The 20,708-nt window shown below is 57.7% G+C and carries 15 protein-coding genes; 11 read left to right on the forward strand and 4 right to left on the reverse strand.

The window, feature by feature from the left end:
* The 9 genes from sdhA (at position 1) to BN1118_RS15055 (ending at position 11,134) form a co-directional block, all read left to right on the forward strand.
* Positions 1–1,767 carry a succinate dehydrogenase flavoprotein subunit gene (gene sdhA, locus BN1118_RS15020; protein WP_043556894.1) on the forward strand — a complete coding sequence of 589 codons (1,767 nt, stop codon included), beginning with the start codon at positions 1–3 and terminating at the stop codon, positions 1,765–1,767.
* Positions 1,768–1,901: 134 nt separating this feature from the next.
* Entirely contained in the window at positions 1,902–2,618 is a 717-nt protein-coding gene (locus BN1118_RS15025) for a succinate dehydrogenase iron-sulfur subunit (RefSeq protein ID WP_043556895.1), read from the forward strand.
* Positions 2,619–2,740: 122 nt separating this feature from the next.
* Complete coding sequence (sucA, locus tag BN1118_RS15030) at positions 2,741–5,551, forward strand: 2-oxoglutarate dehydrogenase E1 component (protein ID WP_043556896.1); 2,811 nt, start codon at positions 2,741–2,743, stop codon at positions 5,549–5,551.
* Between the two features lie 33 nt (positions 5,552–5,584).
* Positions 5,585–6,769 (forward strand): 2-oxoglutarate dehydrogenase complex dihydrolipoyllysine-residue succinyltransferase, encoded by a 1,185-nt coding sequence (odhB, locus tag BN1118_RS15035; protein WP_043136195.1) that lies wholly within the window; start codon positions 5,585–5,587, stop codon positions 6,767–6,769.
* Positions 6,770–6,890: 121 nt separating this feature from the next.
* Positions 6,891–8,057, forward strand: a complete 1,167-nt coding sequence (sucC, locus tag BN1118_RS15040) for an ADP-forming succinate--CoA ligase subunit beta (RefSeq protein WP_042872307.1) — start codon at positions 6,891–6,893, stop codon at positions 8,055–8,057.
* Entirely contained in the window at positions 8,057–8,929 is an 873-nt protein-coding gene (gene sucD, locus BN1118_RS15045; RefSeq protein ID WP_042649072.1) for a succinate--CoA ligase subunit alpha, read from the forward strand. Before sucC ends, sucD begins: the two co-directional genes overlap by 1 nt.
* 188 nt (positions 8,930–9,117) lie before the next feature.
* Positions 9,118–10,185: a hypothetical protein gene (locus tag BN1118_RS15050; protein WP_043556897.1), complete on the forward strand. Its 1,068-nt coding sequence runs from the start codon at positions 9,118–9,120 to the stop codon at positions 10,183–10,185.
* Positions 10,186–10,211: 26 nt separating this feature from the next.
* Positions 10,212–10,511: a hypothetical protein gene (locus BN1118_RS21845; protein ID WP_156995031.1), complete on the forward strand. Its 300-nt coding sequence runs from the start codon at positions 10,212–10,214 to the stop codon at positions 10,509–10,511.
* Positions 10,512–10,696: 185 nt separating this feature from the next.
* Positions 10,697–11,134 (forward strand): YcgN family cysteine cluster protein, encoded by a 438-nt coding sequence (locus BN1118_RS15055; RefSeq protein WP_043556903.1) that lies wholly within the window; start codon positions 10,697–10,699, stop codon positions 11,132–11,134.
* Between the two features lie 400 nt (positions 11,135–11,534).
* Here the strand turns inward: BN1118_RS15055 and pflB are convergent, their stop codons facing one another.
* From pflB to sugE, 4 genes are all read right to left on the reverse strand, one after another.
* Complete coding sequence (gene pflB, locus BN1118_RS15060; RefSeq protein ID WP_043556898.1) at positions 11,535–13,817, reverse strand: formate C-acetyltransferase; 2,283 nt, start codon at positions 13,815–13,817, stop codon at positions 11,535–11,537.
* Between the two features lie 45 nt (positions 13,818–13,862).
* Complete coding sequence (gene focA, locus BN1118_RS15065; RefSeq protein WP_042866521.1) at positions 13,863–14,711, reverse strand: formate transporter FocA; 849 nt, start codon at positions 14,709–14,711, stop codon at positions 13,863–13,865.
* A 380-nt stretch (positions 14,712–15,091) separates the two neighbouring features.
* On the reverse strand, positions 15,092–16,852 hold the full coding sequence (ycaO, locus tag BN1118_RS15070) for a 30S ribosomal protein S12 methylthiotransferase accessory factor YcaO (protein WP_043556899.1): 1,761 nt from the start codon (positions 16,850–16,852) through the stop codon (positions 15,092–15,094).
* A 128-nt stretch (positions 16,853–16,980) separates the two neighbouring features.
* Positions 16,981–17,295, reverse strand: a complete 315-nt coding sequence (sugE, locus tag BN1118_RS15075) for a quaternary ammonium compound efflux SMR transporter SugE (RefSeq protein ID WP_043136213.1) — start codon at positions 17,293–17,295, stop codon at positions 16,981–16,983.
* A gap of 337 nt (positions 17,296–17,632) precedes the next feature.
* Here sugE and asd point away from each other — a divergent pair, with 337 nt between their 5' ends.
* Positions 17,633–18,748, forward strand: a complete 1,116-nt coding sequence (gene asd, locus BN1118_RS15080) for an aspartate-semialdehyde dehydrogenase (protein WP_043556900.1) — start codon at positions 17,633–17,635, stop codon at positions 18,746–18,748.
* 613 nt (positions 18,749–19,361) lie between these two features.
* The coding region (locus BN1118_RS15085; protein ID WP_043556904.1) for a M16 family metallopeptidase at positions 19,362–20,708 on the forward strand (1,347 nt) is incomplete at its 3' end.

Here is a 20,708-nt window from a genome sequence, read left to right on the forward strand (position 1 = left end):
GTGACTATTCCAACTCGTGAATTTGATGCGGTCGTGATCGGTGCCGGTGGTGCTGGCATGCGCGCCGCGCTGCAGATTGCCCAGTCCGGCAAGAGCTGCGCTCTGTTGTCCAAGGTCTTCCCGACCCGTTCTCACACGGTTTCTGCCCAGGGCGGGATCACGGTTGCGCTGGGCAATGCCCACGACGACAACTGGCAATGGCACATGTATGACACCGTCAAGGGCTCCGATTATATCGGTGACCAGGAAGCGATCGAATACATGTGCAAGACGGGCCCCGAGGCTGTCTATGAGCTGGAGAACATGGGCTTGCCCTTCTCCCGCTTCGACAACGGCTCCGTTTACCAGCGTCCGTTTGGCGGCCAGTCCAAGAATTTTGGTGGCGAGCAGGCGGCTCGTACCGCAGCCGCAGCGGACCGTACCGGTCACGCTTTGCTGCACACCCTCTATCAGCAGAACGTCAAGAACAAGACCACCGTCTTCTCCGAGTGGTATGCGCTGGATCTGGTGAAAAACCAGGACGGCCACATCGTTGGCTGCACCGCCATCGACATGGAGAGTGGCGAAGTCGTCTACTTCAAGGCCAAGGCAACCGTGCTGGCCACCGGCGGCGCCGGTCGCATCTATCAGTCCACCACCAACGCCCACATCAACACGGGTGATGGCGTCGGCATGGCGCTGCGCGCCGGCGTCGGCGTGCAGGACATGGAGTTCTGGCAGTTCCACCCGACCGGCATCGCCGGGGCAGGGGTGCTGGTGACCGAAGGCTGTCGTGGTGAAGGCGGTTATCTGCTCAACAAAGACGGCGAACGCTTCATGGAGCGTTACGCGCCGAACGCCAAGGATCTGGCCGGTCGCGACGTGGTGGCCCGTTCCATCATGATCGAGATCCGCGAAGGCCGTGGCTGTGACGGTCCCTGGGGCCCGCACATCAAGCTCAAGCTGGATCACCTCGGCAAAGAGGTACTGGAATCCCGTCTGCCTGGCATCTGCGAGCTCTCTCGCACCTTCGCCCACGTGGATCCGGTCAAGGAACCCATCCCCATCATACCTACCTGCCACTACATGATGGGCGGCGTGCCGACCAACGTGAATGGCCAGTGTCTGACCCAGGACAAGGACGGCAACGACGTCCCCGTGGTCGGTCTGTTCGCGGTGGGCGAGATAGCCTGTGTCTCCGTGCACGGAGCCAACCGTCTGGGCGGCAACTCATTGCTGGATCTGATCGTGTTTGGCCGCGCTGCGGGCATGCACCTGGTCAACACCCTGGGCGAGATGGAACATGGTCGCGAGGCTTCCGAGTCTGATCTGGCCGCCGCGCTGGCCCGTTTCAATCGCTGGGAAAACAACCGCGACGGCGAAGACCCGGCCCAGATCCGAAAGGATCTGCAGACCTGCATGCAGAACAACTTCTCCGTGTTCCGTGAAGGTGACGCCATGGCCGAAGGGCTGGCCGAGCTGAAACGCATCCGCGAGCGGCTGAAGAATGCCCGTCTGGACGACACCTCCAAGGAGTTCAACACCCAGCGCATCGAGTGCCTGGAGCTGGACAACCTGATGGAGACGGCGTTTGCCACCGCGGTGGCGGCCAACTTCCGTACCGAGAGTCGGGGTGCCCACAGCCGCTTCGATTTCCCGGATCGTGACGATGAGGGCTGGCTGTGCCATAGCCTCTATCATCCGGACACAGAGTCCATGACCCGTCGCGCTGTCAACATGTCTCCGAAAACCCGTGAGGCATTCCCACCCAAGGTCCGGACTTACTGACCGATGGCGGAGACAGGCACCATGAAGAGCAGACAGTCGGCTTATCGCAGCATGTACCGGTCTGTGAAGAGGTGGGAGGCATTCCCATCTCTCTTCTCCAAGGTGCGGACTTAACGATTGCGGAGCCAAACAACATGAACGTCACATTCTCTGTCTACAGATACAATCCGGATGTTGATAACGTCCCCTATATGAAGGAATATCGTCTTGATATTCCTGAAGGTTCCGACATGATGGTGCTCGATGCACTGATCCAGCTGAAAGAGCTGGATCCCACGCTCGCCTTCCGCCGCTCCTGCCGCGAAGGGGTCTGTGGATCAGACGGTCTCAACATGAATGGCAAGAACGGTCTTGCCTGCATCACCCCGCTCTCCGATCTGCTGAAGAAGGGCAATAGCGTCGTTATTCGCCCCTTGCCCGGCCTGCCGGTGATCCGCGATCTGGTGATCGACATGACCCAGTTCTACACCCAGTGGGAGAAGGTCAAACCCTTCCTCATCAACGATGAGAAATTGCCGCCCGTGCGTGAGCACCTGCAATCCCCCGAAGAGCGCGCCAAGCTGGATGGCCTGTACGAGTGTATTCTCTGTGCCTGCTGCTCCACCTCTTGCCCCTCCTTCTGGTGGAACCCGGACAAGTTCATCGGCCCGGCCGGGCTGCTCGCCGCCTATCGCTGGTTGGCCGACAGCCGCGACACCGCCGCCAGCGAACGACTGGGTAACCTGGATGACGCCTTCAGCGTGTTCCGTTGCCACGGCATCATGAACTGCGTGAACGTCTGTCCCAAGGGCTTGAACCCGACCAAGGCCATCGGTCAGATCAAGTCGATGCTGCTCAATCGGGCTGTTTAGTATCAGGGCCAGGGCGTCACGCGCCAGGCCCGACCTCTGGATAGCCATCCGACCCCATGGCTGGATGGCTATTTAAACCCTACAAGCTGCGCTGCAGTGAACAAGATGTACAAGGGATAGAAATGCATAACGGCGTGATGAAGGCCTGGTTGGAGTCATCTCACCTGGCTGGTGCGAATGCAAGCTATATTGAGGATTTGTACGAATCCTTCCTGGAAGACCCCGAATCCGTAGCCGACGAGTGGCGCAGCCTGTTTAGCTCGCTGCCCCAGGTCAATGGCCATGCGGTTGAACAACCTCACTCCCAAGTCCGCGATTATTTCCGTCGTCTGGCCAAGGATCCCTCCCGTTACAGTGCCCCCGTGTCCGATCCGCAAGTGGATGCGAAACAGGTGCGCGTGCTGCAACTGATCAACGCCTTCCGCTTCCGTGGTCACCAGAATGCCAATCTGGATCCCCTTGGACTCTGGACCCGTGAAACCGTTGCCGAACTGGATCCTGCCTTCCACAATCTGCAGGGCGCCGACATGGAGGCCACCTTCAACGTGGGCTCCTACGCCATAGGTCGCGAGACCATGGTGCTCTCCGATCTCTACGCCTCGCTAAAGAAAACCTATTGCGGCAGCATAGGTGCAGACTACATGCACATCACCTCTACCGAGGAGAAGCGCTGGCTGCAAGACCGTCTTGAATCCATCGAAGCCACGGGCAACTACAGCACAGAGGAGAAGACCCGCTTCCTCGAGAGCCTGACCGCGGCCGAAGGGCTGGAAAAATACCTGGGCGCCAAGTTCCCGGGGGCCAAGCGTTTCTCCCTGGAAGGGGGCGATGCCATGGTGCCCATGCTCAAGGAGCTTATTCGCCGCGCCGGTGAGCAGGGCTGCAAAGAGGCCGTCATCGGCATGGCCCACCGTGGTCGCCTGAACGTGCTGATCAACGTGCTCGGCAAACGGGCGCAAGAATTGTTCGACGAGTTCGCCGGCAAGCACGGTGAATCCTGGGGCACAGGGGATGTGAAGTACCACATGGGCTTCTCCTCCGACTTCGCCACCCCGGGCGGCAACGTCCACCTGGCGCTGGCCTTCAACCCGTCTCACCTCGAGATCGTCAACCCCGTGGTCATCGGCTCGGTCCGTGCCCGCATGGACAGACGCGGCGACAAGGATGGCTCCAGCGTCCTGCCCATCACCATCCACGGTGACTCCGCCATCGCGGGGCAGGGCGTAGTAGCAGAAACCTTCAACATGTCCCTGACCCGTGCCTACGGCGTCGGCGGCACTGTGCGCATCGTCATCAACAACCAAGTAGGCTTCACCACCTCCTATCAACGTGACCTGCGCTCCACCGAATACTGTACCGACATCGCCAAGGCGGTGCAGGCCCCCGTGCTGCACGTCAACGGGGATGACCCGGAAGCCGTGGTGCTGGTGACCCAGATTGCGCTGGATTATCGCAACACCTTCAAGCGCGACGTGGTGATCGAGCTGGTCTGCTACCGTCGTCACGGTCACAACGAGGCCGACGAGCCCAGTGCAACTCAGCCCTTGATGTACCAGAAGATCAAACAGCACCCGACCCCGCGCAAGATCTACGCCGACCAGCTGGTGGCGGAAGGCAGCATCAGTCAGGAGCTGGCCACCACCCTGGTCAACGACTATCGCGATACCCTGGATCGGGGCGAGCGGGTGAGCAAGGAGTGGCGTCCAATGGAGCTGCACTCCGTCGACTGGACCCCTTATCTCGGTCACGACTGGGCCATGAGCTATGACAGCACTGTGCCCATGGATCACCTGAAATCCCTGGGCGAGCGCATCAGCCAGTATCCGGCCACCCACGTGCTGCAGCGCCAGGTCGAGAAGATCTACGAAGACAGACGGCTGATGGCCGCCGGCGACAAGCTGCTGGACTGGGGCTTTGCCGAGACCCTGGCCTACGCCACCCTGGTGGACAAGGGCTCTCGCATCCGCTTCACCGGGGAAGACTCCGGCCGTGGCACCTTCTTCCACCGCCACGCCGTGCTGCACAACCAGAGCGATGCCAGTACCTACACTCCGCTGTGCAACTTGCACGACGAGCAAGGTCCCTTTGAAATTTACGACTCAGTGCTGACCGAAAACGCGGTACTGGCGTTTGAATATGGCTACGCCAGCGCCGAGCCGGCCGGTCTTACCATCTGGGAAGCCCAGTTCGGCGACTTCGCCAACTGCGCCCAGGTGGTGGTGGATCAGTTCCTCTCCTCCGGCGAGCAGAAGTGGGGCCGGATGTGCGGTCTGACCATGCTGCTGCCCCACGGTTATGAGGGGCAGGGCCCGGAGCACTCCTCCGCCCGTCTCGAGCGCTATCTGCAGATGTGTGCCCAGCACAACATGCAGGTGTGCGTGCCGTCCACCCCGGCGCAAGTGTTCCACATGCTGCGCCGTCAGGTGGTGCGCCCGATGCGCCGTCCGCTCATCGTCATGACGCCCAAATCCCTGCTGCGCCACCCGCTGGCGGTGAGCAAGCTCGACGAGCTGGCGACCGGCACCTTCCAGAACGCCATTGGCGAAATCGACGCCCTGGATCCCAAGGGGGTCAAGCGGGTGGTGTTCTGCTCCGGCAAGGTCTACTACGACCTGCTCGATGCCCGTCGCAAGGCCGAGCAGCACGATGTGGCCCTGGTGCGGATCGAGCAGCTCTACCCCTTCCCGGAGGAGGAAGTGCGCGCCATTCTGGCCGACTATGCCCACGTCACCGACTTCGTCTGGTGTCAGGAAGAGCCGCAGAACCAGGGCGCCTGGTACAGCACCCGTCATCACTATGACAGCGTGCTGCCAAGCCATGCCCGTCTGCGTTATGCCGGTCGCCCGGCCTCGGCCTCACCGGCCGTCGGTTACATGTCGGTCCACGCCAAGCAGCAAAAAGCCCTGGTGGAAGACGCCCTTACTCTGGCCTAAGCCCTGAACAAGAAGTAACAAGGAACTGATTACATGACTATCGAGATCAAGGTACCGGACCTGCCGGAATCAGTGGCGGACGCCACCATCGCCACCTGGCACAAGAAACCGGGTGATCTGGTTGCCCGTGACGAAGTACTGGTCGACATCGAGACCGACAAGGTCGTGCTGGAAGTCCCGGCGCCGGAAGCCGGCGTCCTCGGCGACATCCTGCAAGCGGAAGGGGCGACCGTGTTGTCCCGCCAGCTGATCGCCATGCTCAAGCCGGCTCCCGTGGCCGGTGAAGAGACCAGGGAGAAGCCGGTGGAAGCCGTGGCCGATGACGGCGCCGATGGCCTGAGCCCCTCGGTGCGCCGCCTGGTGGCCGAGCACGCCATCGACGTGACCAAGCTGACCGGCACCGGCAAGGGCGGTCGCATCAGCAAGGAAGATGTGGAAGCCTTCATCAAGGGTGGCAACAAGCCTGCCGCCGCGCCGGTCGCGGCTGCCCCTGTAGCTGCGGTAGCGCCGCTGGTCGGTCGCACCGAGAAGCGTGTGCCAATGACCCGTCTGCGCAAGCGCATCGCCGAGCGTCTGCTGGAAGCCAAAAACACCACCGCCATGCTGACCACCTTCAACGAGATCAACATGGCGCCCATCATGAAGCTGCGCAAGCAGTACGGCGAGATCTTCGAGAAGAAGCACGGCATCAAGCTCGGCTTCATGTCCTTCTACGTGAAGGCGGTCGTTGAATCCCTCAAGCGCTATCCGGAAGTGAATGCTGCGCTGGACGGTGACGACATCGTCTACCACAACTACTTCGACGTCAGCATCGCCGTCTCCACCCCGCGCGGGCTGGTGACGCCTGTGCTGCGCGATTGCGACAACATGAGCCTGGCGGACATCGAGAAGGCCATCAAGGATCTGGCGGGCAAGGGCCGTGACGGCAAGCTGACCGTGGACGAACTGACCGGCGGCAACTTCACCATCACCAACGGTGGCGTGTTCGGCTCCCTGATGTCCACCCCCATCATCAACCCGCCGCAAAGCGCCATCCTGGGGATGCACAAGATCCAGGACAGACCCATGGCGGTCGACGGCAAGGTCGAGATCCTGCCGATGATGTACCTGGCCCTCTCTTATGATCACCGCATCGTCGATGGTCGCGAGTCGGTGGGCTTCCTGGTCTCCATCAAGGAGCTGCTGGAAGATCCGACCCGTCTGTTGCTGGATGTCTAGGCAACCAGCGACATTCTGAGCGAATTAGAAAGATAACGAGGGGCCGCCCAGGCCCCCATTCACAGGGGATTGAGAAACACGAGCCCCGGACGGAAATACCTACAACACGGATAGAGCATCTATGAATCTGCATGAATATCAGGCAAAAAAGCTGTTTGCCGAGTATGGCCTGCCGGTCTCCGAAGGTTATGCCTGTGCTACCCCGCAGGAAGCTGCTGAAGCGGCCGACAAGATTGGCGGCAATACCTGGGTCGTCAAGTGCCAGGTCCACGCCGGTGGCCGCGGTAAAGCGGGCGGCGTCAAGCTGGCCAAGAGCAAGGACGAGATCCGCGCCTTTGCCCAGAACTGGCTCGGCAAGAACCTGGTGACCTATCAGACTGACGCCAACGGTCAGCCGGTTACCAAGATCCTGGTGGAATCCTGCACCGACATCGCCAAGGAGCTCTATCTGGGCGCCGTGGTCGATCGTGGCAGCCGTCGCGTGGTCTTCATGGCCTCTACCGAAGGTGGCGTGGAGATTGAGAAAGTCGCCCACGAAACCCCGGAACTGATTCACAAGGCCGCCATCGATCCGCTGGTGGGCCCGCAGGCCTATCAGGCGCGCGAGCTGGCCTTCAAGCTGGGTCTGGTCGGCGATCAGATCAAGCAGTTCACCAAGATCTTCATGGGTCTGGGCCAGATGTTCCTGGATTGCGATTTCGCACTGCTGGAAATCAACCCGCTGGTGATCACCGCCCAGGGCAACCTGCATTGCCTCGACGGCAAGATCAACATCGACGCCAACGCCCTCTATCGTCAGCCCAAGCTGCGCGAGATGCATGACCCCTCCCAGGATGACCCCCGCGAAGCGCACGCCGCCCAGTGGGAGCTGAACTATGTGGCGCTCGATGGCAACATCGGCTGCATGGTCAATGGCGCCGGTCTGGCCATGGGCACCATGGATATCGTCAACCTGCACGGCGGCTCACCGGCCAACTTCCTGGACGTCGGCGGCGGCGCCACCAAGGAGCGCGTGACCGAAGCCTTCAAGATCATCCTCTCTGACACCAAGGTGCAGGCCGTGCTGGTCAACATCTTCGGCGGCATAGTGCGCTGCGACATGATCGCGGAAGGCATTATCGGCGCGGTCAAGGAAGTGGGGGTCAAGGTGCCCGTGGTAGTGCGTCTGGAAGGCAACAATGCCGAACTGGGTGCCCGTAAACTGGCCGACAGCGGCCTCAATATCATCGCCGCAACGAGTCTGACTGACGCAGCTCAGCAAGTGGTTAAAGCAGCGGAGGCCAAATAATGAGCGTTCTGATCAACAAAGACACCAAGGTGATCTGCCAGGGCTTTACCGGCGGTCAGGGTACCTTCCACTCCGAACAGGCCATTGCCTACGGTACTCAGATGGTCGGCGGCGTGTCACCGGGCAAGGGTGGCACCACCCACCTGGGCCTGCCGGTGTTCAATACAGTGCGTGACGCGGTCGAAGCCACCGGCGCCACCGCCTCCGTCATCTATGTGCCTGCGCCCTTCTGCAAGGACGCCATCCTGGAAGCCATCGATGCTGGCATCAAGCTCATCGTCACCATTACCGAAGGCATCCCGACCCTGGACATGCTGCAGGTCAAGGTGAAGCTGCAGGAAACCGGCGTGCGCATGATTGGTCCGAACTGCCCGGGCGTTATCACCCCGGGTGAGTGCAAGATCGGCATCATGCCGGGCCACATTCACAAGCCGGGCAAGGTGGGCATAGTCTCCCGCTCCGGTACCCTGACCTACGAAGCGGTCAAGCAGACCACGGACGAGGGCTTCGGCCAGTCCACCTGCGTCGGTATCGGTGGCGACCCCATCCCAGGCTCCAACTTCATCGACATCCTGGAGATGTTCCAGAACGATCCCAAGACCGAAGCCATCGTCATGATCGGCGAGATCGGCGGCAGCGCCGAGGAAGAAGCGGCTGCCTACATCAAGGCCCACGTCACCAAGCCGGTGGTCTCCTATATCGCGGGCGTTACCGCCCCGGCTGGCAAGCGCATGGGTCATGCGGGCGCCATCATCGCCGGTGGCAAGGGCACGGCGGCAGAGAAATTTGCCGCCCTGGAAGATGCCGGCGTGAAAACCGTGCGCTCCCTCGCCGATATCGGCAAGGCCCTGCGTGAAGTAACCGGCTGGTAATTCCTTTCAGCCCGTTATCTCTGATAGAAAAATGCCGCCCTAGGGCGGCATTTTTTATGGATAGAATATGATGGTGGGCACATTTAGAATAGTTATTCTATCTACAGCTAGATCTTGAATAGATCCCTGCGTAGGATAGCGGCTAACTAAATGACAAATTTTTTCATATTTTGTGAGTGGCAATATTTATGATGGAATTATTTGATACAAACCAGAGTAAAACTGTACTTTCTAAATTTAGGAAAAAAATTGATGGCTTAGTTCCTTCGAATGACTTCGATAAACAACGGAATAGTCTTATCCGCCTAATTATTAATGCTATGGAAAAAAGACCTGATGAATGGAATACGTTCTGCCAGATAAATATAAAGTGGATAGGCGATCAATTCATTAATAGGCTTGCTGATGAAAAAGAGCTAACGAAAGAACGATTGGATGAAATTTGCTCGATGTGTTTTAGGTTTCTTTTCGAGTTGTATCTCTCAACCAAAAATGACTTGGCGATGGAGTTCGAAGCTGCAAGACGCTTCGTTTTTGATAATGTAAGCTTATTTGAAGTTACAGCAAAGGAACAAATTGAGTTTGCGATCCGTGACATGCCTATTAGTATTTTCAAGGAGATCGCAAACAGTGAGGGAATTGAAAGTTTAAAGAATTTTGATGCTGTTTCAGCGAAAGCTAAAAACCTTAAAGAAGAATGGGATAGAGACTTAAGTGAGAAAGAGAGTAGAGTAAAAACAATCGAGGCGTCTCTATCTAGATATGAGAATGCATTTAACTTCGTTGGCTTGTATCAAGGTTTTGATGACTTATCAAAAGAAAAGATACGTGAGCGTGATGGGATCTTGTTTTGGCTTAGACTGTTGTCTTTGGTTATAGTCTTGCCAATAGTAGCTGAGCTTGCATTCATTTATGCTAATATAGATAACTTAAATGTCATCAGAGATGGGCTATTGGTATCTATTTTTCCAACCATATCTTTAGTCGCAATATCGATATATTATTTTAGGGTTCTTCTATTTAATTACAAGTCGGTTAAGTCTCAATTACTACAGATCGACCTTAGAAAGACATTGTGCAGATTTATCCAAAGTTATTCTGGGTATGCTAGTGAGATAAAGAGTAAAGATGCTGATGCTCTAGAGCGATTTGAACGAGTGATATTCTCAGGGATAGTAACGGAAGATGGTAATCTGCCATCTACGTTTGATGGGATCGAGCAAATAAGTAAACTCATTAATTCTTTCAAGGTATAGTTCGGCTATGTGTTGAGGGGCTAGACATGAATGTTGACTATAACAATCTCAGAAGTATTGTTTTTAAAAATTATTATATGCCAGCTGTTCAATCCATTGACAAGCATGGCAGATATTGGTTATCAGAAACTAGGCCAGCATCAAACATGTTGTCAACGCTGTTAGAAGAAGCTGGAATAAATGTGATTTTGAGTAGCTTTCCTCCTCGTTGGGAGTTTGTAATATGTCTTGTAGGGGAGCATGACCGAGATTTATTTTTAGAGATAGCGTCCCAACGACATAAATTGAGTGAACAAGGCATAGCTGAGGTAGATCTGCCTATTTAAATTAATTTTCATTCCAGTATAAAGAGCTGACAAGTATCAGTCAGATCCTTTTGATGGAGTAGAGTCGGTGGAATGAATGATGCCTGATACTTACCATCGACCTTGAAAAATTGGGCCATAAGGCGTATAACCACGCGCTTTACTGGTCTATTTAGCGAGCCCCTTCCATGCAGCAAGTCGAGAAAATGCAGCCAACTCCTTTTTGGCAGGAAAAGCCCCTGCAGCAGATGACGGATGCGGAGTGGGAATCCCTGTGCGACGGCTGCGGCAAGTGCTGCCTGAACAAGCTCATTGACGAGGATACCGACGAACTGGTGTTCACCAATGTCGCCTGCGATCTGCTCAACACCAAGACCTGCCAGTGTTCCGATTACGGCAACCGCTTCAAGAAGGAGCCGGACTGCCTGCAGATCACCCATGACAAGATTGCCGAGTATGACTGGCTGCCCTCGACCTGTGCCTACCGGTTGCTGGCCGAGGGGCAGACCTTGCCTGAGTGGCATCCGCTGATCACCGGCAGTCGCTCCGCCATGCATCAGGCTGGACAGTCGGTGCGCGGCAAGGTGATACACGAAGCCCATGCCGGTGAGTGGATCGATCACATCATCACCTGGGCGAGTTAAATCAGACTAGCCAAGCCGTTATCCGGTCCACAGTGCCATTGATATGCCGCAGGGGCAGGGGAGTCATACTCTTCTGCCCCTGTTGCTATCTGGTGGCCTGCTGCGAGCGATAGACAGGCTTCTGTGTCCCCTTGCCTGCGGGAGAGTGCACCAAGCGCGCAGTGCGGGGACTATGGGGCCTATAGAGGGATCTCGTTGCTGCTTTCCGTTTCATTGACAAGAGGGAAGAGACGGGGAACAAGGGGGTGAGGGGAGAATCCACCTCGGTCACTTCCGGGTGAAGGGGAAGGAGGGCCGTCATCACTCTTTCGAGTCGATGCCTGCTGACAATCAGACATAAAAAAACCGGCGCCTGGGCGCCGGTTTTTAGTCACTGCGACTCTTGCTTAGCAATAAGCGATTACAGAGAAGCGGTGAAGGTACGGGTGATGACGTCTTGCTGTTGCTCTTTGGTCAAAGAGTTGAAGCGAACGGCATAACCGGATACGCGGATGGTCAACTGCGGATATTTCTCCGGGTTTTCCATGGCGTCCAGCAGCATTTCACGGTTCATCACGTTGACGTTCAGGTGCTGACCGCCTTCCAGGTTGGTCTCGTGATGGAAGTAACCGTCCATCAGACCAGCCAGGTTGGATTTCTGCGCTTCCATGTCTTTGCCCAGGGCGTTCGGCACGATGGAGAAGGTATAGGAGATACCATCTTTGGCGTAGGCGAACGGCAGCTTGGCAACGGAAGTCAGGGAAGCAACGGCACCCTTCTGGTCACGACCGTGCATCGGGTTGGCACCCGGGCCAAACGGTGCACCGGAACGACGGCCATCCGGGGTGTTACCAGTCTTCTTGCCATACACCACGTTGGAGGTGATGGTCAGTACGGACTGGGTAGCCACGGCGCCACGGTAGGTGTTCAGCTTCTGAATTTTCTTCATGAAGCGTTCTACCAGGTCACAGGCGATGTCATCGACACGAGAGTCGTTGTTACCGAACTGCGGGTATTCACCGTCGATTTCGAAGTCGATGGCAACGCCATCTTCGTCACGAACCGGCTTGACCTTGGCGTACTTGATGGCAGACAGGGAGTCAGCCGCAACGGACAGACCGGCGATGCCGCAAGCCATGGTGCGGTACACGTCACGGTCGTGCAGCGCCATCAGGGAGGCTTCGTAGCTGTACTTGTCGTGCATGTAGTGGATGATGTTCAGGGCAGCCACGTACTGCTTGGCCAGCCAGTCCATGAAGTGATCCAGACGATCCATCACGTCGTTGTAGTCGAGGTACTCGGAGGTCACCATCTCGGTCTTGGGACCGACCTGGATCTTGAGCTTCTCGTCCATACCGCCGTTGATTGCATACAGCATGGTCTTGGCCAGGTTGGCACGAGCACCGAAGAACTGCATCTGTTTGCCGACGATCATCGGGGACACACAGCAAGCGATGGCGTAGTCATCGTTGTTGAAGTCCGGACGCATCAGGTCGTCGTTCTCGTACTGAACGGAAGAGGTCTCGATAGATACCTTGGCGCAGTACTTCTTGAAACCGACCGGCAGCTTCTCGGACCACAGAATGGTCAGGTTCGGCTCAGGGGACGGGCCCATGGTGTACAGGGTGTTCAACATACGGAAGCTGTTCTTGGTGACCAGGGTACGGCCATCAACGCCCATACCGGCCAGGGTCTCGGTCGCCCACATGGGGTCGCCGGAGAACAGTGAATCGTATTCAGGAGTACGCAGGAAGCGAACCATGCGCAGCTTCATGACCATGTGGTCCATCAGCTCCTGAGCTTCTTGCTCGGTGATCACGCCTTTCTTCAGGTCACGCTCGATGTACACGTCCAGGAAGCTGGAGGTACGGCCGAAGGACATGGCGGCACCGTTCTGGGACTTGACTGCCGCCAGGTAGGCGAAGTAGGTCCATTGCACGGCTTCTTTGGCGCTCGCAGCCGGTACAGAGATATCGCAGCCATATTTGGCGGCCATCTCTTTGATCTGGGCCAGGGCACGGTACTGCTCGGAGATCTCTTCGCGCAGACGGATGGTGGCTTCCAGGTTGACGCCGTTTTCCAGGTCAGCTTGCAGAGACTTGAACTGGGACAGCTTGTCAGCCATCAGGAAGTCGATGCCGTACAGGGCGACACGACGGTAGTCACCTATGATGCGGCCACGGCCGTAGGCATCCGGCAGACCTGTGATGACGCCAGACTTGCGGCAGTTCAGGATGTCTTTGGTGTAAACGTCAAACACGCCCTGGTTGTGAGTCTTGCGGTACTCGCTGAAGATTTTCTTGACCATGGGATCCAGCTCGCGGCCGTACACCTTGCAAGAAGTCTCAACCATCTTGATACCGCCGTTGGCGATGATGGCGCGCTTGAGCGGCTTGTCGGTCTGCAGACCTACAATTTGCTCCAGGCCCTGATCGATATAGCCGGCATCGTGAGCGGTAATGGTGGAGGGCAGGTCGGTATCAAAATCGACCGGCGCATGAGTGCGGTTCTCGATTTTGATGCCTTCCATGACCTTGTCCCACAGCTTGGTGGTAGCTTCGGTCGCGCCAGCCAGGAAGGACTCGTCACCTTCATACGGGGTGTAGTTCTTCTGGATGAAGTCACGGGTGTTGACAGAGGACTGCCATTCACCGGCCGCGAAGCCTTCCCATGCTTTTTGGAACTGTTCGTTAAGTTCTGCCATTTTCATTACCTCACACGGTATTGATGTAGTATCCCGCAATCATCCTTAATGATGACGACGGAAGATAAACCAGTAAGTCAGACCAACCATGACGCCACCACCAATGATATTACCAATGGTGACGGGAATGAGGTTGTGTAGGACGAAGTTGGATACGGTCAAGTCGGCGAAGGTCGCCGGATCCTGGCCGATGGCCTGCCAAAATTCCGGGCCTGCTACCGCATGGATAGCGATACCGACCGGGATCATAAACATGTTTGCGATGCTGTGCTCGAAACCGGAAGCCACGAACATGGCGACGGGGAGCAGCATGACCATCACCTTGTCGGTCGCACTGCGGGCGCCGAAGGCCATCCACACGGCGAGACACACCATGAGGTTGCAGAGGATACCGAGGGCGAGGGCCTCGAAGAAGGTGTGATGGATCTTGTGCTGGGCCACTTTCAGGGCGTTCAGGCCCCACTGACCATCCGCCGCCATGTACTCGGCCGACATGATGATGAGCGCGACTATGATGAGACCGCCGATGAGGTTGCCGAAGTAGACCAGACCCCAGTTCTTGAGCAGTTGACCCCAGGTGATGCGATTGGCCGCCTTGGCCACCAGCGTCAGGGTGGTGGAGGTGAACAGCTCGGCACCGAGCAGCACACACAGAATGAGACCGAGGGAGAAACAGAGACCGCCGACCAGCTTGCTGAGGCCCCAGGCCACGTTGCCGGCACCCGTGGTGACTGTGATGAAAAAGACAAAAGCGATGGCGATGAAAGCGCCTGCTGTGATGGCCAGGGGGATGACCTTATGAGCCGGCTTGGTTGCCTTGGCATAGGTTATATCTTCTGCCAGTGCAGCGATGGCTTCTGGCTTGAGACAATCAAAGGGAGATTCTGCTTTCAATTCTCATGTACCTGCTGTTTTGCCTGTGGAAATCATAACAAAGGGCCAGATCGTCAAAATTGACTCCGATCAAGAATTGCAGATTGTGAATGTAATTTTACTACAAAAATTTGAGTCCCCTGGAAGCCTCTCTTTACACCAGGTTTCAGCTGAAACAGAAATGCTGATTTTTTAATGTAATGATTTTAAAGAATTTATTTGTCAAGCCTGAAAAAAGGTACTGGCAAGGCATCTTTGCATCCCCCCCGCATCATGGACTCGACGTTGGCAACCCCCTAAGGGGTATTTTTTGTTTTTTATTTCATCCTTGAATAACAAATCCCCAGCCGGGGCACCATAAAACAGAAGGGGCCATCAAGGCCCCCCCAAATACTACCACATCAGGCCCAATGATGGGCTCGCTTGGCCTTTTGCAGCTTTTCATAGGCTGCCAGCAGTTTCTGGTGCTGCGGGAACTGGACGAGGGACAGATCGGCCGCCTCCAGCCCGTGGAAGCGCGCTTCACCGCTGGCGTTGGCCCAGGCATCGGCCAGGGTCTGCTCGCCATACATGCGGGTAAACACGGCGCGGTACTGCTCCGGATCCCGCTCTTGGTCGATGAACAGCTCGACGCAGGCGCGCAGGGCACGGTAGTAGTTGGCGCGATCCGCCGGGAACACCGACTGGTTGAACTCCATGGTCCAGTCGATGAGATCCAGTGCCGTTTCCAGCTCACCGGCGGCCAGCGCCAGCATGGCTTTCAGCTCGCCGACGCGCAGGGTGTGCAGGGCTGTACCCTTGGCTGCGGCGATGCCGAGCAGCTCACGGACGCGGGTGCGCTCGTCGTGCCCCTCTTCGTCCAGCTGGTCGAACAGCGCCATGTATTGCTCGGCATCCCACTCCAGCGACGGCAGCGCTAGGATCACTTCCCGCAGGTTGGCGCCCATGTTGTTGTTGGCCAGCAGCAGGTCTTCGGCCGGATAGATGTCGGACATGCCCGGCACCAGGATGCGGCAGGCGTAGACACCCAGATGCTCGTAGTCGGCGATGTAGACCGGCTGCTCCAGCTCGTGGAAGATGCCGATCAGATGGTCGAACTCCTCCTGCGAGGTGCCGCGAAAATCCCAGTCGGCGAACTCGAAGTCCGCATCCTGCTTGAACAGATCCCAGCTGATGAGGCCGGAGGAGTCGATGAAGTGGGTCTCCAGGTTGTGGTGATCCGCCACCTGCTCGTTGTCGAATGACGGCGGCACGAACACGTCCAGATCTTTGAGGCCACGGCCCTGCAGCAGTTCGGTGACGGTGCGCTCGAAGGCCACTTCGAAGCGCGGGTGGGCACCGAAGGAGGCAAAGCAGGTGCCGTTGTCCGGGTTGAGCAGCACCACGCAGATGACCGGATAGCGGCCGCCCAGGGAGGCATCGAAGCTGTAGATGGGGAAGCCTTCGCCTTCCAGCGCATCGATGGAGGCCTTGATGCCGGGATAACGGGCAATCACCTCATTCGGGATCAGCGGCAGGCTCAGGGCTTCGGCGATGATCTTGTTCTTCACGTGGCGCTCGAACACCTCGGACAGGGCCTGGGTGCGGGCCTCGGTGCGGGTGTTGCCGGCGCTCATGCCGTTGGAGACATAGAGGTTGCCGATGATGTTCATCGGGATGTAGACGGTCTGGTGATCGGACTGGCGCTCGAACGGCAGCGCGACTATGCCGCGCTCCTCGTTGTTCGATTGCAGATCCACCAGCATGTCGGCGGCCACTTCGCCGTCCGGGTTGTAGAACTTGCGGGTGAAGCTGTCGAGCAGACCGGCCGGGAACTGATCGCCCTCGATGGGGAACCACTTCTCGTTGGGGTAGTGCACGAAGTCGCCGTTGGCGACCTGCTCACCCAGATAGAAGTCGGCGAAGAAATAGTTGGTGGAGAGACGCTCGAAATATTCGCCAAGGGCCGAAGCCAGTGCCGCCTTCTTGCTGGCACCCTTGCCGTTGGTGAAGCAGAGGGCGCACTCCTTGTCCCGAATATGCACCGACCAGACGTTCGGCACGGGGTTGAGCCAGGAGGCCTCTTCGATATCAAACCCCAGGGCTTGCAGCTTGGTCTGGAAGCGGTCGATGGAGTCTTCCAGTGCCGCGTCCTTGCCGGGAATAAAAGTGTGGTCGGTCATCACAATATCCTGATTTTTATTGGCTCATGTTTGGCCGCAGATAATAGCAGGGGTCGGCGCGTTTGGCAGGCAAAAAACGGGGCAAGAGCCCCGTTTAGCTATCCACAGATCCGGGATCTGCCGTTGGTTCAGCCGATAAACTTCAGACCCAGGATCCCGCCGATGATCAGCATCAGGCAGAGCACCCGTGCCAGGGTGGCGGGCTCGTTGAACAGCCAGATCCCCATCAGCACTGTGCCGACCGCACCTATGCCGGTCCAGACCGCGTAGGCGGTGCCGAGCGGCAACTGTTTGACCGCCATGGCGAGCAGCACAACGCTCACCCCCATGGCACTCAGGGTCAGCAGGGTAGGGAGGGGACGGCTGAAACCGTCGGTGTATTTCAAGCCAATGGCCCAAGCGACCTCGAACAGGCCGGCCAGCAACAGGAGTAACCAGGACATAAGGATATTCCGCAGGAAGCAGGGTCGTCCCTGCACATCATGAGGCCCAGGGGTCGTCCCCAGGGGGCAGTGGCTGCCAGTCGGTTTCAATCATGCCCCAAGCTGACGCCGGGTGCCAAGAGATCGCATCAGCCGGGAGCTGGCTGGCGGATATTGCAGCGAACGGCACAGAATATTGCGCAATTCGACTTGCGCCCGTCGTCACAATCCGTAATGTGGATAGACGCATTTTTCGCAACACGTATTTTGTAATCTGTTTGTGAACGGCCCGCGCCGGACAAGGGGTTACGGGTTTCAATACACAATTTTCTATAGCAGCTATCCAGGGTAGGACATTATGAAAAAAGTAGGTTTGGTCGGTTGGCGTGGCATGGTGGGTTCGGTACTGATGAGCCGGATGCAGGAAGAGAAGGATTTTGCCCGCATTCAACCCACCTTCTTCACCACCTCCCAGGCCGGTGAGGCCGCCCCCAACTTCGGTGTCGATGCCGGTACCCTGCAGGACGCCTTCGATATCGAGGCGCTGGCCAAGCAGGATATCATCATCACGGCGCAGGGCGGCGACTACACCAAGGATGTCTATCCGCGCCTGAAAGCCGCCGGCTGGCAGGGCTACTGGATTGATGCCGCCTCCTCCCTGCGGATGGAGAAGGACGCGGTCATCATCCTGGATCCGGTCAACGGCGACGTCATAGCGCAGGCGCTGGACAAGGGGCTCAAGACCTTCGTCGGCGGCAACTGTACCGTCAGCCTGATGCTGCTGGCCCTCGGCGGTCTGTTCAAGGCCGATCTGGTGGAGTGGGTGAGCGTGGCCACCTATCAGGCCGCATCGGGCGGCGGCGCGCGCCACATGCGCGAGCTGGTCACCCAGATGGGCCTGCTGCATGACGAAGTGGCGGTGGAGCTGGCGGATCCCGCCTCTGCCATCCTCGACATAGAGCGCAAGATCACCGAGAAGACCCGCTCCGGCACCCTGCCGGTGGACAACTTTGGCGTACCGCTGGCCGGTGGTCTCATCCCCTGGATCGACACCAAGCTCGACAACGGCCAGAGCCGCGAAGAGTGGAAGGGCCAGGCCGAGACCAACAAGATCCTGGGGATTGAAGATGCCGCCATCCCGGTGGATGGTCTGTGCGTGCGGATCGGCGCCCTGCGCTGCCACAGTCAGGCTTTCACCATCAAGTTGAAGAAGGATGTGCCGCTCCCCGAGATCGAAGCCCTGCTGGCCGCGCACAACGACTGGGTAAAAGTGATCCCCAACGATCGCGACATCACGGCCCGCGAGCTGACCCCGGCTGCCGTCACCGGCACCCTCAGCATCCCGGTGGGACGTCTGCGCAAGCTCAACATGGGTCCGGAATATCTGGCTGCCTTCACTGTGGGTGACCAGCTGTTGTGGGGCGCCGCCGAGCCGCTGCGCCGCATGCTCAACATACTGCTGGATCGCGGTTGATCCAACCGAGGTGAGTGTGAAGCAGGGGGCCTAGGCCCCCTGTTTTTTTGCCCATTTTGGCGTGCAGAGCGCGGGCGTTCCGGCGCAATGGCATATTCACTTAGATTGTGTACATGGAGAGGCCTCGTCTCGTTATTAATTGAATTGATATTATTCATCACCGGTTGCGTATTTTCTCCTGACTCAATGGTAAATAGTCACCCGGTGAGAAATGCATCCGCGTGCGCCTTTTGACACATTGAAAAATGGCGATACATTCGGCTCGGAAATAAGGGTTGTGATGGCCATGATTAACGCTTCTCTCTGGTCATCTCATGGCTTGTTACAAATGACGGTGCCCGCGAGATATCCCTGAAGGCCCCGATTGATTACACTGGTGGCCTTGGCCCCGGGGGCTACCCGTGCGCAGGCATGGCACCCATGGCGTGCAAATATTGATACAAGGGTCAGTCATCTGACGATATGTCGCCAGCGTACTGACCTGCCAGCATGATTCATATCACCACACAAATAGAGATGAATAATGGGGCCGCTGGCGAATCGGCGTGAATATGGCGTGAGTGCAACAACAGATAACAATAATAATGTTCAGACTTGAGAATTGGGAAACAAAATGAGAGTCGCGTGGAGTTTATTGTATTTATTCAGTGCCTTGGCTCTGGCTGGCCCGGTACTGGTCAAGGAGCAAAAAAAAGGCACCAATCCGCTGATCGTGCCTTACCAGCAATATCGGCTTGATAACGGCCTGACGGTGATCCTGACCCAGGATCACTCGGATCCTCTGGTGCATGTGGAAGTTAATTATCGGGTCGGGCTGGCCGAAGAGGCGCCGGGCCAGTCCGGCATGGCGCATTTGTTCGAACACATGATGTTTCAGGGCTCGGCCCATGTGGGGGAGGAGGGGCATATCCGCCTGCTGCAGCAGGTGGGGGGGCGTGACATCAACGGGCTGACGACACGGGATCAAACCCGCTATTACCAGACGGTGCCGGCCAATCAGCTGGAGAAAGTACTCTGGCTGGAGGCGGATCGGATGGGCTTCCTGCTCGATACCCTGTACCAGCAAAAGTTTGATGCCAAGCGTGACGTGGCCAGAAACGAGCGAGCCGACCTGGTCGACACACCTGCCTATGGCCGGGTGCTGGAGGTGTTGAACCGTACCCTCTATCCACCCAATCACCCCTATTTCAACACGCCGTTTGGCAGGATGGCGGATCTGGAGCGCCTCACCCTGGAGGATGTGCGCCAGTTTTTCCTGCGCTGGTATGGCCCCAACAATGCCACCCTGGTGATCGGCGGTGATATCCAGCCGGCGCAAACCCTGGCCTGGGTCGAACGCTACTTCGGCGCCTTGTCGCCAGCCCCCGGCCAGGCTCGCTCAGTGCCCCGGCCTGTGGCACTGAAAAAGAGTCGATATCGTACCCTGACGGCCCCGGTACAGGACCCCATGCTGGTTCTGGCCTATCCGACCGTTTCGGCCCGGGACCCGAGTTTCGAAGCCCTCGATCTGCTGGCCGATCAACTGGGGGGATCCGCCAGTGGCCTGCTGCAACAACAGTTGCAACAGAGCGGCAAGCTGGTGTTCGTCTCGGCCCGCCATGAGTGTGGCGTGCTCGCCTGCATGCTGGTGATCCAGGCCATTCCGAATCTGGAGCAGGGCGCCGAGCTCGAACCCATCAAGCGTGAGATAGACGGTGTCATCGCCAGACTGGCCCAGGAGGGCATCCCCGGGGCCCGGCTCGAGCACTCTGCCAATGCCTTGCGTGCCAACCTGGTCTGGTCGCTGGACAGCGTGGCCGGCAAGGCGGAATTATTGGGCACGGGCCACAGCCTGTTTCAGGAGCCCAACTACCTGCACCGTTATCTCGACCGGATGGCGCGGGTGACGCCCGCCGAGGTAAAGCGGGTACTGGACCACTATGTACTGCACAAACCCAGGGTGGTGCTGAGCGTGGTGCCC

The organism is Aeromonas bestiarum, assembly GCF_000819745.1.
Taxonomy (GTDB): domain Bacteria; phylum Pseudomonadota; class Gammaproteobacteria; order Enterobacterales; family Aeromonadaceae; genus Aeromonas; species Aeromonas bestiarum.

Coding starts and splice junctions, on each gene's coding strand:
- BN1118_RS15055 (WP_043556903.1), top strand. CDS start 10,697: ATGCAGCCAACTCCTTTTTGGCAGGAAAAGCCCCTGCAGCAGATGACG.
- odhB (WP_043136195.1), top strand. CDS start 5,585: ATGACTATCGAGATCAAGGTACCGGACCTGCCGGAATCAGTGGCGGAC.
- pflB (WP_043556898.1), bottom strand. CDS start 13,817: ATGGCAGAACTTAACGAACAGTTCCAAAAAGCATGGGAAGGCTTCGCG.
- sucA (WP_043556896.1), top strand. CDS start 2,741: ATGCATAACGGCGTGATGAAGGCCTGGTTGGAGTCATCTCACCTGGCT.
- BN1118_RS15050 (WP_043556897.1), top strand. CDS start 9,118: ATGATGGAATTATTTGATACAAACCAGAGTAAAACTGTACTTTCTAAA.
- ycaO (WP_043556899.1), bottom strand. CDS start 16,852: ATGACCGACCACACTTTTATTCCCGGCAAGGACGCGGCACTGGAAGAC.
- asd (WP_043556900.1), top strand. CDS start 17,633: ATGAAAAAAGTAGGTTTGGTCGGTTGGCGTGGCATGGTGGGTTCGGTA.
- sucD (WP_042649072.1), top strand. CDS start 8,057: ATGAGCGTTCTGATCAACAAAGACACCAAGGTGATCTGCCAGGGCTTT.
- sucC (WP_042872307.1), top strand. CDS start 6,891: ATGAATCTGCATGAATATCAGGCAAAAAAGCTGTTTGCCGAGTATGGC.
- BN1118_RS21845 (WP_156995031.1), top strand. CDS start 10,212: ATGAATGTTGACTATAACAATCTCAGAAGTATTGTTTTTAAAAATTAT.
- sugE (WP_043136213.1), bottom strand. CDS start 17,295: ATGTCCTGGTTACTCCTGTTGCTGGCCGGCCTGTTCGAGGTCGCTTGG.
- BN1118_RS15025 (WP_043556895.1), top strand. CDS start 1,902: ATGAACGTCACATTCTCTGTCTACAGATACAATCCGGATGTTGATAAC.